The 15723-nt window shown below is 47.3% G+C and carries 13 protein-coding genes; 7 read left to right on the forward strand and 6 right to left on the reverse strand.

Annotated elements, in window-relative coordinates; all coding sequences use genetic code 11:
* Positions 1 to 122 precede the first annotated feature (122 nt).
* Together QEH59_RS04885 and QEH59_RS04890 are read right to left on the reverse strand one after the other, a co-directional pair.
* Positions 123 to 1241 carry a Gfo/Idh/MocA family protein gene (locus QEH59_RS04885; RefSeq protein WP_308984235.1) on the reverse strand — a complete coding sequence of 373 codons (1119 nt, stop codon included), beginning with the start codon at positions 1239 to 1241 and terminating at the stop codon, positions 123 to 125.
* A gap of 19 nt (positions 1242 to 1260) precedes the next feature.
* Complete coding sequence (locus QEH59_RS04890; RefSeq protein ID WP_308984236.1) at positions 1261 to 2082, reverse strand: sugar phosphate isomerase/epimerase family protein; 822 nt, start codon at positions 2080 to 2082, stop codon at positions 1261 to 1263.
* A 93-nt stretch (positions 2083 to 2175) separates the two neighbouring features.
* On the opposite strand from QEH59_RS04890, the gene QEH59_RS04895 reads away from it, so the two are divergent.
* Complete coding sequence (locus tag QEH59_RS04895) at positions 2176 to 2967, forward strand: helix-turn-helix domain-containing protein (protein ID WP_308984237.1); 792 nt, start codon at positions 2176 to 2178, stop codon at positions 2965 to 2967.
* A gap of 155 nt (positions 2968 to 3122) precedes the next feature.
* Here the strand turns inward: QEH59_RS04895 and QEH59_RS04900 are convergent, their stop codons facing one another.
* Both QEH59_RS04900 and QEH59_RS04905 read right to left on the reverse strand, forming a co-directional pair.
* Entirely contained in the window at positions 3123 to 4928 is a 1806-nt protein-coding gene (locus QEH59_RS04900) for a BCCT family transporter (protein WP_308984238.1), read from the reverse strand.
* A 2-nt stretch (positions 4929 to 4930) separates the two neighbouring features.
* Positions 4931 to 6289 carry a hypothetical protein gene (locus QEH59_RS04905; protein WP_308984239.1) on the reverse strand — a complete coding sequence of 453 codons (1359 nt, stop codon included), beginning with the start codon at positions 6287 to 6289 and terminating at the stop codon, positions 4931 to 4933.
* A 74-nt stretch (positions 6290 to 6363) separates the two neighbouring features.
* Between QEH59_RS04905 and QEH59_RS04910 the strand changes: the two genes are divergently transcribed.
* Together QEH59_RS04910 and QEH59_RS04915 are read left to right on the forward strand one after the other, a co-directional pair.
* A complete protein-coding gene (locus tag QEH59_RS04910; protein WP_308984240.1) occupies positions 6364 to 7287 on the forward strand; it encodes a M48 family metallopeptidase in 924 nt (307 codons plus the stop codon).
* 5 nt (positions 7288 to 7292) lie between these two features.
* Positions 7293 to 8666, forward strand: a complete 1374-nt coding sequence (locus QEH59_RS04915; RefSeq protein WP_308984241.1) for a M20/M25/M40 family metallo-hydrolase — start codon at positions 7293 to 7295, stop codon at positions 8664 to 8666.
* Positions 8667 to 8731: 65 nt separating this feature from the next.
* Here QEH59_RS04915 and QEH59_RS04920 read toward each other — a convergent pair whose 3' ends face one another.
* Positions 8732 to 9553, reverse strand: coding sequence for an HAD-IIB family hydrolase (locus QEH59_RS04920; RefSeq protein ID WP_308984242.1), 822 nt, complete (start codon positions 9551 to 9553; stop codon positions 8732 to 8734).
* A gap of 80 nt (positions 9554 to 9633) precedes the next feature.
* Between QEH59_RS04920 and QEH59_RS04925 the strand changes: the two genes are divergently transcribed.
* From QEH59_RS04925 to QEH59_RS04935, 3 genes are read left to right on the forward strand one after another with little or no spacing between them, the layout of a single operon-like run.
* Positions 9634 to 9888, forward strand: coding sequence for a hypothetical protein (locus QEH59_RS04925; protein ID WP_308984243.1), 255 nt, complete (start codon positions 9634 to 9636; stop codon positions 9886 to 9888).
* Positions 9889 to 9894: 6 nt separating this feature from the next.
* Entirely contained in the window at positions 9895 to 12069 is a 2175-nt protein-coding gene (locus QEH59_RS04930; RefSeq protein ID WP_308984244.1) for an HAD-IIB family hydrolase, read from the forward strand.
* Positions 12062 to 14020 carry an amylosucrase gene (locus QEH59_RS04935; protein WP_345785327.1) on the forward strand — a complete coding sequence of 653 codons (1959 nt, stop codon included), beginning with the start codon at positions 12062 to 12064 and terminating at the stop codon, positions 14018 to 14020. The genes QEH59_RS04930 and QEH59_RS04935 overlap by 8 nt, the downstream gene beginning before the upstream one ends.
* 41 nt (positions 14021 to 14061) lie before the next feature.
* Here the strand turns inward: QEH59_RS04935 and QEH59_RS04940 are convergent, their stop codons facing one another.
* The gene (locus QEH59_RS04940; RefSeq protein WP_308984246.1) at positions 14062 to 14772 is read right to left on the reverse strand and encodes a cytidylate kinase-like family protein; all 711 of its coding nucleotides are present in this window, start codon (positions 14770 to 14772) and stop codon (positions 14062 to 14064) included.
* Between the two features lie 139 nt (positions 14773 to 14911).
* Here QEH59_RS04940 and QEH59_RS04945 point away from each other — a divergent pair, with 139 nt between their 5' ends.
* Complete coding sequence (locus QEH59_RS04945) at positions 14912 to 15715, forward strand: hypothetical protein (protein WP_308984247.1); 804 nt, start codon at positions 14912 to 14914, stop codon at positions 15713 to 15715.
* Positions 15716 to 15723: the final 8 nt, after the last annotated feature.

Consider the following 15723-nt stretch of genomic DNA (forward strand, 5'->3'; position numbering starts at 1 on the left):
CTAATCAAGTTGGGTGGTGAGAAGACAAACTATATTTTCTAAGCAATCTATGCAGCAAAAAGAACGCCCCGTCACATTATAATGATGACGGGACGTTTATATTTGAAATTCCAGTTACAGGTCTAGGGATCGAGGCGGCCTGAAATTAAGCCCAGAGGTAGTGCGGTGGGCTGTTGTGGTTTAGACTCAATAACAATGGTTTGTTCGGAACTGGAAGCCTTCTCGAAGGCATGCATTACTTCAAGAGCATGGTAGGCGAGGGCACCGCTACTGCGTGGTGTGCGTTGACCGTTGCTTAAAATGCTGTAAGCGATGTCGGCCGCGCCTATACTACGCATGTTCGTAGCATACGGATGACTCAGCGCCTGTGAGCGCCATTCTTTGGTCGTGGGGGTCCATAGTTCAACTGGACCATCAAAGGTATTGGGATCGGGCACTTTGAGTGAGCCTTGAGTTCCATAGATTTCGATCGGACTGTGCCCGTGTTTATGCACGTCGAAAGAAATCGTCATCGTGAGAGTGGGGCCGCTATGAAATTCTAGGATGCCTACGTAATGGGTCGGGACGTTCACTTGCAGCTCTTGTCCAAAGGCTTCTATGCTGGTAGCCGTGCGAACTTCGAAGGCTTTTGAAGTTGCTGCACGCACGCTTTTGATCGGTCCCAGTAGGTGTACGAGTGCAGTTATGTAATAGGGGCCCATATCGAAGAGTGGGCCTGCACCGATTTGATAAAAGAAGGCTGGGTTGGGGTGCCAGGACTCGGGGCCTCGCCCCATCATGAAGGCAGTGCCACCGATCACTTTACCGATCCACTGATCATCGATGAGTTTTCGGGATGTTTGCAGACCGGCGCCTAGGAAAGTATCGGGGGCACAGCCAACCAGTAGCCCTCTCTCTGCCGCTAGATCCAGCACTGCTTTACCGTCTTCCAGACTGACTGCGAGTGGTTTTTCGCAATGAACGTGTTTTCCGGCATTCAGTGCCGCAATACTGATTTCAGCGTGCACGGCTGGGATCGTTAGGTTAATTACCAGATCGATTTCAGGGTTAGCTAATAATTCGTCCACAGATTGCGCAACGCAACCATGTGCCTCTGCTTTCTTTTCTGCTGCAGATATATTAATGTCAGCACAGGCTATAATGTTTAGAATTTCAAAAGTGTTGGCACCATTAAAGTAGGCATCGGAGATATTGCCGCACCCGATGATACCGACACCGACTGTTTTATTGGGAGTATTCATATTATAAATGTATTGGAAGTTAACGTTTGCCTTGTGCGATACCTTGGCTTGTGAGGTAAGTGTAACTAGTCTGAATGGCTTCCATCATATCACCGTTATAGCTGTCAAGTTCGACAGCGATGTACTCGGCATACGTGGCTACTTTTGATGCTGCGATGAGGTCAACTTGGCCAGTGCCAGCGGGTAGGAACGGAATTGCGTCGCTAACCATGATCTTACCATCTTCTGTTTCAGCTTCAGTGAAGGTATCGTTGGTATGTGTGTTGCCGTCTTTGAAGTGTAGCGCTTTACCACGTACACCGATTTCTTTTAAAAATTCAACAGGAGAGCGTCCGGCTCGGGCGACCCAGAAGAGGTCGGCTTCCCAGAGGATCGTTTCAGGGGTATTGTCTAGGAATACTTGATAGCCAGGTTTGCCATCTACGTCGATCAGGTCCCAATCATGATTATGATAGCCAACCTGTAATCCATGTGCAGCAGCATTTTCTGCGGCTTGGCAGTAGAGCTCCGCAGTCGCTTTGATAGTGTCGATCGAGCTGAAGTTTTCTTTAAAATTTGGTGGGCAGCCTGTGATTAGATATTTGTGGCCCATCATGAGTGCTTGTTCGATGATTTCGTTTTTTTTGTCACCAACGGGTAAAGCGATATGAGCTGTAGGCGCACTCAATCCTAATTCGGAGAATAATTTCGCTGCCTTTTCTGCGGTGTAGCTTGGGTAGCCTGCTGGTTCGACGCAGCCAAATCCCATCGCTGCGATGGACCGAAGCGTCGCTTCATAATCATTGGATGCATGCTCGCGCACACTGTAGAGTTGAACGGTAATTTGCGGTAATATAGTCATTGTGTATTATTTAGAGTATTGACGATTTCTGTGTATTTGAATCGTTATAAGCATACTAATTGAACATCATTCTTTTGTATATTGACAATTTCTATGATAATAGCGTCAAAACTCATTTCAAGTTTACGCTCGGTGGGCTATTATACGAGTCCGGTCGGGGGTGCCGCCGAGCCAGCTCGTATTGGTGAAGATGACCTGTTTTTTGAAATCATTACTGCCGGGGAGGTCTATGGTTTCGAAAAGCCTGCGCAGTTGCATGGAATCGGCTCGATTTTCGTACACAAACCCGGGGATTGTACGGTGACCCGTAGCCCCGGTCAGACTCGTTACAGCTGTTTGACCATACGTTTCGCTTATACTGATTTACAAGCATTGGTGGAATGGCCACGTCGCTTTCTATGGAACGATATGAATGCAGTGCTTAAATTTTCAGATGAAATGTTGTCTGCGTATCATCACCAGATCTTGGACCGTGGTATCATTGGAGATTTTATTTTGAATCAACTTCGTTTTCGCTTAGAAGCTTCTAGACTGGAACAAGCTCAAGATGAGATTCCACCGCGCTTGAAGGCGGTTATGTCTTATTTCGAACATAACTTATCTGAAGCGATTTCCGTGGAAGACGTGGCCGAGCATGTGGGTTTAAGCGCCTCACACCTGCACTCGCTCTTTCGTTTGCATTTAGATCAGACACCTCATCAATACCTGATACGTGCGCGAATGCGTGCAGCAGCTCATTTATTGGTGAGTTCCGACCGGCCTATCAAAGCGATTGCATTGGATGTTGGTTATGTCAATTCCGAGAGCTTTTGCCGAGCCTTCAAAAAATACTATGACCGCACGGCTGCAGCGCATCGTAAACGATATCGTAATTATGATATGTAAACGACATCCAGTGAGGTCATGGAATGAAGTGCAGACGAAGAGTTTAACTCTTATTCTGTGTATGCGCTTTGGCGCTTTGAGGGAGTGGAGTTTGAAATTACATTTCTCTACATTCGCTTAGGCATCTCAGCGAAAGGATATTTCAGTGTTTGTTGTCACTCATTCGCAAGCTCAGCCTTTGTTTTTTCTAGTAATTCTTCATGGGCTGAACTGATCGCTTCATCTAATTTATGATCTGCATGTACGTCGCGCAGTTTATTTTTAACTGCATTTTCCATGTGTGCTTCTTGCGAAAGTCCCAGGTAGAGCGAGTAACAGATCAGCAGTAGCACGACGGTGAATGGAAGGCCTGTCACAATGGATGCTGTTTGTAGAGTATGTAAGCCACCTCCCAATAGGAGCACTGCGGCGACGACACCTTCCATTACTGCCCAGAAAACGCGCTGTGGCACTGGAGAGTCGAGTTTTCCTCCGGAGGTGAGGTGATCGACAACCAGGGAGCCTGAGTCAGATGAGGTAATAAAGAATACCGAGACCAGTATGATACCAACAAAGGACAGTACGCTACTGATAGGAAGGTTTTCAAACATTGCAAACATCGCTGTAGCGACGTCCGCATTTACGGCTTCTGAAATTTTCGCCAACCCACTGGCTTCCATCCAGAGGGCGGAACCGCCAAATACAGACATCCATAGAAAAGAAAGTAATGTTGGGACAACCATAACACCCAGTATAAATTCACGCACGGTGCGTCCTTTCGAGATGCGGGCAATAAACATGCCAACAAATGGGGACCAGGAGATCCACCAAGCCCAGTAGAATACTGTCCAGCTTCCCTGCCAATTACTGTCACGAAAAGTTTCTGTCCAGAGGCTCAGTTGGGCGAAATTCTCGATATAGAAGCCGAGGTTTTGAGTGAAGCCACTGAGTATATAAATGGTGGGGCCGGCAACCAATACAAACAATAGTAAGAGTCCTGCTAAGCCCATGTTTAATTCACTTAAGCGCTTCACACCACCGTCCAGGCCGGACATGACCGACAGCGTTGCGACCGCTGTGATGATGGCGATTAAAGTCACTTGCATTTGTGTGGACACACTAAATCCAAATAGATAGTTCAGGCCGGCATTAATTTGAGAGACTCCCAGACCTAAGGATGTGGCCAGCCCCATCAAAGTCGCGAGAACAGAGAGCACGTCGATGAAGTCTCCCCAACGGCCGTAGATGCGGTTTCCTAAAATCGGGTAGAAAATCGACCGAATCGTCAGAGGCAGTCCACGATTGTACGCAAAGAAGGCCAAGCCAAGGCCAACGATAGAATAGATCGCCCAAGGGTGCAGTCCCCAGTGGAAATAGGTCAGGCCCATCGCAGCTTGTGCAGCCTCTGGCGTGTGTCCTTCCACACCATTGAACATTGGTGAGGGAGAGGCAAAGTGAAACATGGGCTCTCCGACACTCCAAAACATTAAGCCAATCCCCATTCCTGCGCTTAGCAGCATGGCATACCAGGCAGGGGTTGAAAATTCAGGTAAGGCTTTGGCTCCGCCAATGCGTATTTTTCCAAATCGGCTGAATGCAAAATACACAGCACAGCCGATGAAAATGTTAGCTGCTAGAATAAAAAACCAACCAAAACTGCTGGAGATCCATGCCAATACATCCGTAGATATCGCTGCGGCTTGGTCCTTAAACATCAATGTGATGACGATAAACAGCGTTAATATAATGACTGAGGTAACTGTGACATGGGGATGAATGTCGAAGCCGAAACCACTCCAATTATTTTCGCCTGGTTCTTGTTTTTCTGACTCGTCGAACAGTCCTGGAGTGGGGCGGATCTGCAGGCCCTTAAACTTACTGCGTTCTTTAATCGCTTTCTCGCGAGCGATTTTTTCTGCTTTCTTCAGCTTCTCAGCCAGCGTCAGCTCTCTGTTAGGTTTAGGTGTCGTGTGCTTATGCATAGTTAAAAATAATAACCGAAATTCAGGTTGAAGCGTGATTGCCAGGTGTCGTCCGCATTCTCTCCAAAGGTAGTGAAACTGTCGCCACCGACGAAGTAGTTACCATTGGAAAATGCGAGATCGGTATAAATGTACCACCCTCCGTGGGCCCAGGCTGCTCCTAGGATGAAGAGTTCGCTGTCGTTATGCCCCTGCGCTGTTTTGATAATACTGCTGTATTCCAGGTAGGGCGTGATTGAATCGAGCCAAGCAATCCTTGGTGTTTCGTAGTAGCGACTCAATGAGATCGCTGGAATCCATGCTTCCGCAGCGACGGGCCACGCAAAATCGTAAGCGCCTAAATCGATTAATTCCTCACTAATGACGCCCGACTGAACGCGGTGGGCGTCCACATCGTAATGATAGTAAGTCAGTTGAGGCGCGAGTGTCCAATCGTTCCACTTGAGGACTGCGTGCAGCGAGCCAGCGTAATGTGCCCCGTCAGATTGATTACCTTGGCTGGCCAAATGCCCGTATTGCATCGAGCCGCCGAGTGCTGTATCAACATTGCCAAGTTGCGTATGATAAATGGCTCGTAAGTTTAGCTGGTGATTCTCTTGATAACCGTCACCTGATTCATTGACGACATCATAAGAATAACGAGCACTGTCCTGACTGGCACCGCGCCATTGCCCCTCATCAGAGATATAGTAAGCGAGGTCGAAAGTCCAGTTGTCTGGTTGAAAAGTGTATTTAATGCCGAGGTCCATGTCGTCGGATAGTCCGACGTAATAATGCTGATCAAATAACCAACTCTGTGAAACTCCGTAAGCTCCTGGCCCAAATGGTACACGATTGACGCCCAACTGTAATCGGCTTTCGTCTTCTAAAGTGTAGCCAATCCAAGCAGTGTGAAGGAAGTTATAAGTGTTATAAAAGCGGTATTCTACTTTCGCGCTATAGGGACCGGAAATGTAGTCTAAATTGATTCTGAAGGTGTCTAACTCAAAATTGCCTCCGTCACCGCCGCGGCTCGGGCGATCGGGGCTGGGATTATCGTAGTCGCCAATTATGTAATTAGCGCGAATTGCGCCGCCAACCGTTAGATTGCCAATTTGTATGTTTGCTGGAGCGAGCTTAGTATTAGTGGCTGATAGTTGTTCTTCTGCCTGATGGGCTCGGTCCAATGCACTTTGCTCGCGCTGAGTGGCCGCATTCAGCGCTTGACGTGCAGCTGCGAGATCTTGTTCCAGCTGAGAGACGCGTTGGGCGAGTTCAGCCTTGGTTTGCGCACCGATTATATTGGGAATGGACCCGATGAAGAGCATCCCAATCACGGGGAGCAAGCGGGTGTAACGTCCTAAATATTCTTTCTTAGCCATGAAGGCTGCGTAGCATTACTCGGAAAGTAAGTATTACACAAGGGAAACTTTATTTTCCCTTAGTACGTATCGATATGAATACGCATTATCAAACTGACTTATCTGCTCGGTATGTGTGCAAGAACACGGCCTACAGTTCAAATACACGTCAGTTAATCATTCAGAAAAACGCAAACAAAGTTGCTTTGTCACGCGAAGCTGCGCAAAATCGTGCCATGTACTCGAAGTTCTATATTTTGCCACTTCTTATAGCTATGTTGCTTTGGGGAGTTGGGTGCCATACAGTGCCTCAAACTGGACGTTCTGCTTTGCATTTAGTTCCTTCTGATCAATTGGCATCGATGGCATCGACACAATTTGGACAGCTCAAACAAGAAACCCCCATTTCACGAGATCCTACTTACACGGCTATGGTGAATCGCGTGGGTGAGCGTATCGCGTATGTAGCCGCTCCAGACATGCCGAATGCGCAATGGGAATTTGTTGTGTTTGATGATCCGGACCAAATCAACGCGTTCGCTATGCCAGGAGGGAAGGTCGCAGTGTACACTGGGATTTTTAAGGTGGCAAAGACGGATGCTGACCTTGCGGTAGTTATGGGGCATGAAGTTGCGCACGTTGCCGCTGGTCATGGTAATGAGCGTGTGTCGCAACAGCTATTAGCTGCAGGAGGCGCTCTGGCGCTACAATTAGGCACAAAGGACATGGATAGTGAGGATCAAACAATGATTATGGCAGCTTATGGGGCGGGTGCCACGCTCGGCGTCATATTGCCTTATAGTCGCTATCATGAAAGTGAAGCCGATGAAATTGGTCTGATATATGCGGCCAAAGCAGGTTACGATCCGCGCGCAGCAATTGGATTTTGGGAGCGGATGGAAGCTCAGAAAAGCGGTTCAACTCCGGAATTCCTTTCAACCCATCCATCGGGTAGTACACGCATTCGGCAACTCAATGAGTTTATGCCCAAGGCCTACGAAATTTATAAAACACGTTAAATCATATGCATAATCCAGTAGAGGTTTTAAAAGATTACATTCGTTTCGCATCGGTATCGACCGATCCTGCTTACGCAGAAGGCATGGCCGGAGCCCGTGAGTATGCGTCGCGCTTGTTAACAGAACTTGGCTTCACAGTCGAAGTCGTTGAAACGGAGCTGCATCCCATATTGCTGGCTGATCGTATTGGTTCCCCAGATTGGCCGCATGTAGTGATTTATGGACATTACGACGTTCAGCCTGCAGATCCATTTGCCCTGTGGACAGACGAACCTTTTGAGCCTACTGAACGTGACGGGCGCCTATATGGTCGAGGGGCCGCCGACAATAAGGGCCCCACAATTGTCCACATGGCCGCGCTTTCACGTGTTTTAAAAGCCAACCCAGACCTGCCGTTAAACATTACTTATGTAATCGAAGGTGAAGAAGAAATTGGTAGCCCCAGTATGCCTAAATTCTTTGATCAATATGCTGAGCGTCTGTCGCAAGCGGACTTTATGTTGGTGTCTGATACGGGAAGTCCTAACACCGAACAGATTGTGATTACCACAGCCTTGCGTGGGTTAGTAGATTTTGAAATTAAAGTACGTGGGCCCAAAGGTGATTTGCACTCGGGAATACACGGGGGGGCCGTATATAATCCACTTCAGGCGCTGATGGAAATCTGTGCTTCATTACATAATACGGATGGTAGTGTGAATGTGCCGGGATTTTATGATGATGTGGTTCCAGTATTTGATTGGGAACGCGAGGAGTTGAAACGTTATCCCGAAACTGTTGAAAGCTACCGCAAGATGCTGGATGTCCCTGCATTTTATCCCGCAAATGGGCTGGGCCCGCTTGAAGCGGTTCGTTTTGGCCCGACGCTAGAGTTCAATGGCATCGGTGGCGGTTATCAGGGGGAGGGGTCCAAAACAGTCATTCCCAGCGAAGCGTTCGCAAAAATTACTTGTCGTTTGGTGGCGAATCAAGACCCGGTTAAATTACAGGCACAGTTGATTGCCACGATACAGGAACGTTGTCCGGAGGGGGTGCGAGTTTCTTTTCGAGATGGTGGAATTGCCGAGGCTTACTACGTGGTACCGCCTGAACGTCCTAACACACCAGCACAGCAATCGCCAGCCTTGGCACGCGCATTCAAGGCTGCAGATGCGGCTATCGCAAATCAATTTGGGAAGCCACCGATTTATTTGCGTGAAGGCGGAAGTATTCCTGTGATCGCTGATTTCAAAAAGCGCGCTGGACTTGATGCGCTCATGATAGGCCTGTTCACTCCTGTGGATAATTTACATGCACCCGATGAGAGCTTTAGCCTGTGGTTGATGGACAATGCGATTCGGGCATTTGAACAGATCATTAAGGACATCGCTGTGCAATAATTACTGTACGCAGTTGCCCCTGATAATAAGGGCAACTGCGCTAACTGCTGGTTTAGTTGGGCGGCTTAAAGTAGACCATAGTGACGACAGCCTTCCAGCACTCCACTGGTCGCGCTCGCATGCGCAACATATAGTCGATCACTCAGGTTGCGTTGAGATAAATGTGTACTCACTTTCTTGACCAGGCCTTGACTTCCATTTGCTACGATGATCGCACGGAAGCCGCTGATCAACGCGGCATAATCATTTCCGGAGTCGCCAGCATAGACGACTTGATCTGGCGTAAAATCAGCATGTGTGCTTAGCCATAATAAGGCGTAGGCCTTGGACACACCGGTCGGCATGACATCAATGAGCCCGCAATTCAAAAAAGGATCAAGGCTTCCCATGCAGTCGTAGGGCAACTGTGCCGCCAATAGTTTTTGTGTGACCTGCTCAACCAAAGCTTCCAGAGCCTGCGCGCTGGATTGGTAACTGATTTTAAAACGGCGTTGATGCTCGCTCGCTTGAGGGATGAGTCCTTCGATTGCCCCCAGCGCTTCTTCAATGATCTGACGGTCCAGACCATCTGAGTTTTTTAACAAGTGTGACTCGTACGTTTCAAATACTCTAAATGTGTTATCAGTACGTTGATAAATGCTACTCCCTACATCACAGATAATCCATTCAGGAGTGGGTAAATTATAGGTGCGCATTGCTTCAACGACCGATTCATAATGTCGGCCAGTGGCATAGACGAGTTGAACTTTCGAATCTGCAAAGCATTCAGCGATATACTTCAAATCAATGTGATGCGTCTCCGAATCCGGCAGGGGAATTAGCGTCCCGTCCAAGTCTGTGGCTAAGACACTTGGCGTCACTTCAGGTTGAGGGTTGAAAACATTCATGATGTGGTATTAAATAATTTAGGCTTTGATCAGGCTCGCGAGTGACTTCGCTCTTAGTATTACAAAGCTGCTGAATATACATGTTATTACGCGAATCACTAGCAGGAACTGAAAACAACATTAAGTTCACGTTGTATCCCTCGTGGACGATTGGTTCTGTGGCTAGCAGTTACCCGCAGGGCACCAACCCAGGGTGCTTGGTTTCGGCATACCATCTGCATAACATCGTATTAAGCGTCATTATATCGTATATCGTGCACAATGCACACCACGCTGTGGCTAAGATTTGCGATATGCACGATGCTTATAATAACGAAACATTGTTTTATCAATAATCTACTATGGCGAATAAAAAAGGACTACGTATTGCACTCATTAGCCTACATGGCTTGATTCGAGGCACAGAATTAGAACTTGGGCGTGATGAAGATACGGGTGGACAGACTCGTTATGTTTTGGAACTTGCACGCGCTTTATCCGAGCGAGAAGATGTCGATCGGGTTGACCTGATCACACGTCAAATCATCGATGAGAAGGTGTCGGATGATTACGCTAAACTCGAAGAGCAGATTGCGGACAAAGCATATATAGTGCGCATCCCATTTGGGCCGAAGCGTTATTTAAGCAAGTCTAAATTGTGGCCCTATATGGAAGTGTTTGTTGACCAGTGTTTGAGTCACTTTCAACGTACTCGTACAGTTCCAGATGTTATTCATGGGCACTATGCAGATGCTGGTTATGGGGGCGGGCAATTGGCTCGTCTTATCGGTGTGCCTTTTATTTTCACTGGGCATTCGCTTGGACGTGTTAAAAAAGCACGTTTGGAGGAGGCGGGGCTTAAGCCGGATAAAATAGAGGCCAATTATGCGATTTCCCGTCGTATTGAGGCAGAAGAGTTCGCGCTAGAGACATGTTCTCTGATTTGTACTAGCACTCATCAAGAGGTCAAAGAGCAGTATGAACAGTATGAGAACTACATACCTGAACGTATGGAAGTTATTCCACCTGGGGTGGATTTGAGCTCTTTTCGTCCTCCCGAGGCAGGTGACGAAATGTCACAATTAACCAAAGATGTGAATGCTTTTTTACACGATCCAGAAAAACCGATGATTGTTGCGATGGCACGACCAGACGAACGTAAGAACCTGGCTATGCTGGTTAAAACCTACGGTGAATCACCACAATTGCAACGTGAGGCAAATCTTGTTTTGATTATGGGCACACGTGACGATATGCGTCAAATGCCTGCGGGCCAACGTGCCGTGTTAACCCAAATACTGACTCTGATCGATGTTTATAATCTGTATGGACGTGTGGCTTATCCCAAGTATCATCAGGCAGATGATGTGGCGACGCTATATCGGGAAATCACCAAGTCACGAGGCATCTTCGTGAATGCTGCTATGACAGAGCCTTTTGGACTCACATTATTAGAAGCGGCAGCAAGTGGGGCGCCCATTGTTGCTACAAACGATGGTGGACCGACCGACATCGTTGCGAACTGTAAGAATGGCGTGTTGGTGGATCCATTTGATTCGAAGGCAATCGAAAAGGCACTTGTACATGCGTTGCTGGAACCTGAGCAATGGGATCAGTGGTCGCGCGATGGGATTGAGAATGTGAATAAGCACTATTCATGGAAGCGTCATGTCGAGCGCTACTTGCGTGATGTGCATGAAGTGCTAAGAGAATCGGACGTGCCGCCACCAATTGCCCGTGGTCGAACGACACGTCGACTGCCACAAATCGATCGATTAATTATTGCCGACATCGACAACACGTTAACTGGCCATGACGATGCAATGTTGGATTTCTTCCGTTTAATCAGTGAAACGGAAGAGCATGTTGGGTTTGGTATTGCGACTGGGCGACGGTATGAAGACGTCATGCAATTAATGGCTGAATATGACATCCCCAATCCTGAAGTGTTGATCACCTCCGTGGGCACCGAAATATACTACGGTAAAAATTATACTTTAGACACATCATGGCGTAAGCATATCGATTTTCGCTGGGAACCTGAAAAAATCCGTGATGTGCTCGAAGAGGTCGAAGGGCTGTATTTGCAGGATGACAATGAGCAGTCTCAATTTAAGATTAGTTATAAAGTTGATTTTGCCGTGGCTCCACGTCCTGCAGCAATTCGGCGCATCCTACGAGAGCATGGGATTCGCACGAAGTGTATCGTTTCACTGGGAATGTACCTGGATATTATTCCTTGTCGTGCTGGCAGTGGTATTAGTATTCGCCACATGGCTTACAAGTGGGGCTTCCCATTAGAGCATATTTTAGTGGCGGGTGATTCGGGAAATGATGAAGAAATGTTAGCAGGTAGTACGCTCGGCGTCGTTGTTGGTAATTATAGTCAAGAACTCGAGAAATTGCGTAAATACCCACGAGTTTACTTCGCAGAACAAAATCACGCAGCCGGTATTATCGAGGGTATTAATTATTATAATTTTCTGGATCAGATCACGATTCCGAATGAGAAGTTGACCGCAAACGAGGATGCTTGATTTGGATTTAGTTTACGAAGCCAGTCGCACTTTACGCCGTATTCGTCCTAAAATTATAAGTAAGATTGAGGTTGAAGCGGATGCCCCATGTGAAGTTGCTCAGTTGTTGGAAACGATAGAGGCTCGCCTGGATGAGCACTGGGCTCATTTATTCGGTCTGCTGTACCGCCTATATGGACAGCATTACGACTTCTTTTACTATATTGAGCGCATACTCTTAACTGCGGTCGATTCATGGTTGCGGCGTCCAGAAGACCTTCGTCAGTTAGATCTGCGTCGCGAAAACGACCCGAACTGGTATTTATCGGAACGTATGGTTGGGGGCTCTCTCTATGTAGATCTATTTAGTGATGATCTGAATCAGTTACGCGACAAGATTTCATATTTGAAAGATCTCGGGCTTACCTACGTTCATTTAATGCCGCTGTTTAAGGATCGTGAAGGAAATAGTGACGGAGGTTATGCGATTAGTGATTACCGTAGTGTGAATCCTGAATTGGGCACTATGGATGAATTGCGTGCGCTGGCGCATGACTTTCGTGCTGTTGGTATTTCCTTAGTGATCGATTTCGTATTTAACCACACTGCTGATGATCACGATTGGGCGATACGTGCCCAGGAGGGAGATCGTGAGTTCATGGATTATTATCATATCTATCCAGATCGCAGTATTCCAGATCAATACGAGCATAATTTGCGTGAGATCTTTCCTACGATTCGCCGTGGAAATTTCACATGGCACGAAGGAATGCAACGCTGGGTATGGACCACATTTAATAGCTTTCAATGGGATTTGAAGTATGCCAACCCTGAGGTGTTTCGTGCTATGGTTGAGGAAATGTTGTTTCTCGCGAACACTGGTGTTGAGATTTTACGTTTGGATGCGGTCGCTTTTATTTGGAAGCAAATGGGCACAAACTGTGAGAATCTGCCTGAAGCGCATTTGTTGATTCAAGCTTTTAATACTGTATGTCGTATTGCTGCGCCTGGATTAGCTTTTAAATCGGAAGCAATTGTTCATCCTGACGAAGTCGTCAAATACATCAGTACCAATGAATGTCAGATCTCTTATAACCCCACCTTGATGGCGCTGCTCTGGGAGGCGATAGCCACGCGTGAAACTAAGTTGTTGAAACAATCCGTGAACCATCGCCAGTCACTTTGGCCGGGGACCGTATGGGTGAATTATTTACGTAGTCATGACGATATCGGTTGGTCGTTTGATAATGGGGATGCATGGGCCGTGGGTATTAAGCCCGATGATCATCGGGATTTTTTGAACAGTTTTTATACCGGCACATTTAAAGGTACATTTGCAGCGGGGGTGCCATTTCAACATAATACGGATACTGGGGACATGCGGGTTTCTGGTACGATGGCCTCGCTGGCTGGGCTGGAACAAGCCTTGGCGAGCCAGGATGCACTTTTGATTGATATGGCTCTACGGCGTATTCGTATGCTTTATGGTGTACTCTCTAGCATCGGCGGTATTCCGCTCATATTCCTTGGAGAAGAGTGGGGTATTCTAAATGATTATCAGTATTTAGGTGATAAAGAGAAAAAAGATGACAGTCGTTGGGTACATCGACCTAAAATGGATTGGTCACTCCTTAATGAGCTAAAGCAGCAACATTCGCCACGAGCACGTATTTTCCGCGAAATGCAGGTACTCTTTGATGTGCGAAAGCGCTGCGCTGCATTCAATGGTAGTCAGATGCGTTTATTAAATACAGAAAATGAACATGTGCTGAGCTATCTACGATGGGATGAGGGGCATCTATTGGTAGTCATTGCTAACTTTGCAGATTCCGAGCAGACTGTAAATATGCGTAATTTACGTTGCGAAGGATTGGCGCATTTTTTCAAAGACACCTTAAGTGAACGCATGGTCTCCACGCATGATACACTTGATCTAGCTCCCTACGAATTACTCTGGTTGATCGAGGATTAAGAGCGCTTTTCGCTATGCTTCAGCAAGCGTGCTGAGATCTGTCAGACTGTCTTGGAATGCTGCTGGATCGCAGTTGCAAGTAGATTGACAATTGTTTCATCAGAGAGCTTGTCCGTATTAATCACTAAATCATAACGATTTGACGCGTCAATATCAGCACCGAAGTGCTGCTTTATATAACGTCTCCGTGCGGTATCCTCCTCTTTAATGAATTTTATTGCGCCGGTATTAGACATGCCGTGCACGGCAGTCATTTGATGCAGCCTCTGTTCCATCGAGCCAATTAGCCGCACGCGTATCACATTGGAAAACCCTTGAGTGATTTCATTGCCACCGCGGCCAACTATAATGCAGTGTCCGATACGAGCGAGACGGCTGATTGTTGCCGCGGTCTTCTCGAATAGCGTCCATAGTGAAGGATGCCGTCCCAATAGTTCGTTAATTGAGGCGGTAATCTCACTGGTACCATCATCCGGCATGAATTGCTCTAGATCAATGGGAAGTTGGTGTTCTGTTAAGACCTGCTGAACCAAGTCTTCGTCAAAAAGTGTCCACGGGATGGGGGAGGTAGGTGTTAAAGAACGTAGCTTATCCTTGAGTTTTATACCGATTGTTCGTCCTCGTGCACCCGTTTGACGGGAAATAGTCAGACTGGTTGGAGCTAGGGTATTACCTATAGGCTTTTGTGGCTGATGATGTAAGTGAGCGGCTACGTAGCTGCGACATTCTTGGTAACTGGGGTGTGGTTCCATCGGGTGCCTGGGGTTGAGGGGAATAGACTGTGCGACCCTCATATAGTACGTCGCATCTGATTTTTTTGCAAGTGATTACCTCATGCACGTTAAATAGCAATTTGCAGGAATAAAGTCCGTATTAGACGATCCTATCGCTATGATATTAAAAATTATACGTACCATTTCTTTCAGCACAACGTTGGTGTTGGTGGCATTGACGCAAGCAGTTTCAGCACAAACGACGATGCCACCCGAGCTTCTGGTCGCAGTGGATGCGACACAAGAAGCGCATGGCCTACAGGCTTGGTGGGGAAAGGAAGTGGTCGTAGCTGATGTCGAAATTATATTCGGTGGTCATACCATTGTTGATGGCACCTTCAGCTTTGAAGCCCATGGGCCGCGTGCACGTTACGACCGTAAAGATGGCACTTCGATTATATTTGATGGTGAGACCGCGTGGGTGACGCCGGGCGACGCAAGCGCGCCTAAAGGTCGCTTTCATGTGTTGACATGGCCATGGTTCATAATGGCACCTTTTAAAATGCAAGGTGATGGCATCCACTTGAGTGATCTCAATCAGGCTGAAGTGGATGGTCAGGCATATGACACAATCTTTCAAACCTTTGGCGATGAAATGGGGGATACCCCGGATGATTGGTATCGCTTCTATTTGAATCCTAAAACCAAGCTGGTGGATGCGATGGCTTACATCGTCACTTTTGGTAAAGATGTGGACACTGCGAATGAAACACCGTCCATTTTGAAGTATTATGATTATGTCGATGCGGATGGGCCGGTTATTGCGACTCGTTACGAGTTCTGGTATTGGAATGCCAAGCGGCACACTGTGGTTGGAGACACGCCGAAGGGTGTCGGGACGGTTTCGAATATCCGCTATACCTCCAAACAAGCAGCAGACTTTTCTGTTCCAGTAGATGCCCGCGAATTACCGCTCAACTAGTACTTAGT

This window comes from Thalassobacterium sedimentorum, assembly GCF_031127905.1.
Lineage (GTDB): Bacteria > Verrucomicrobiota > Verrucomicrobiia > Opitutales > Coraliomargaritaceae > Thalassobacterium > Thalassobacterium sedimentorum.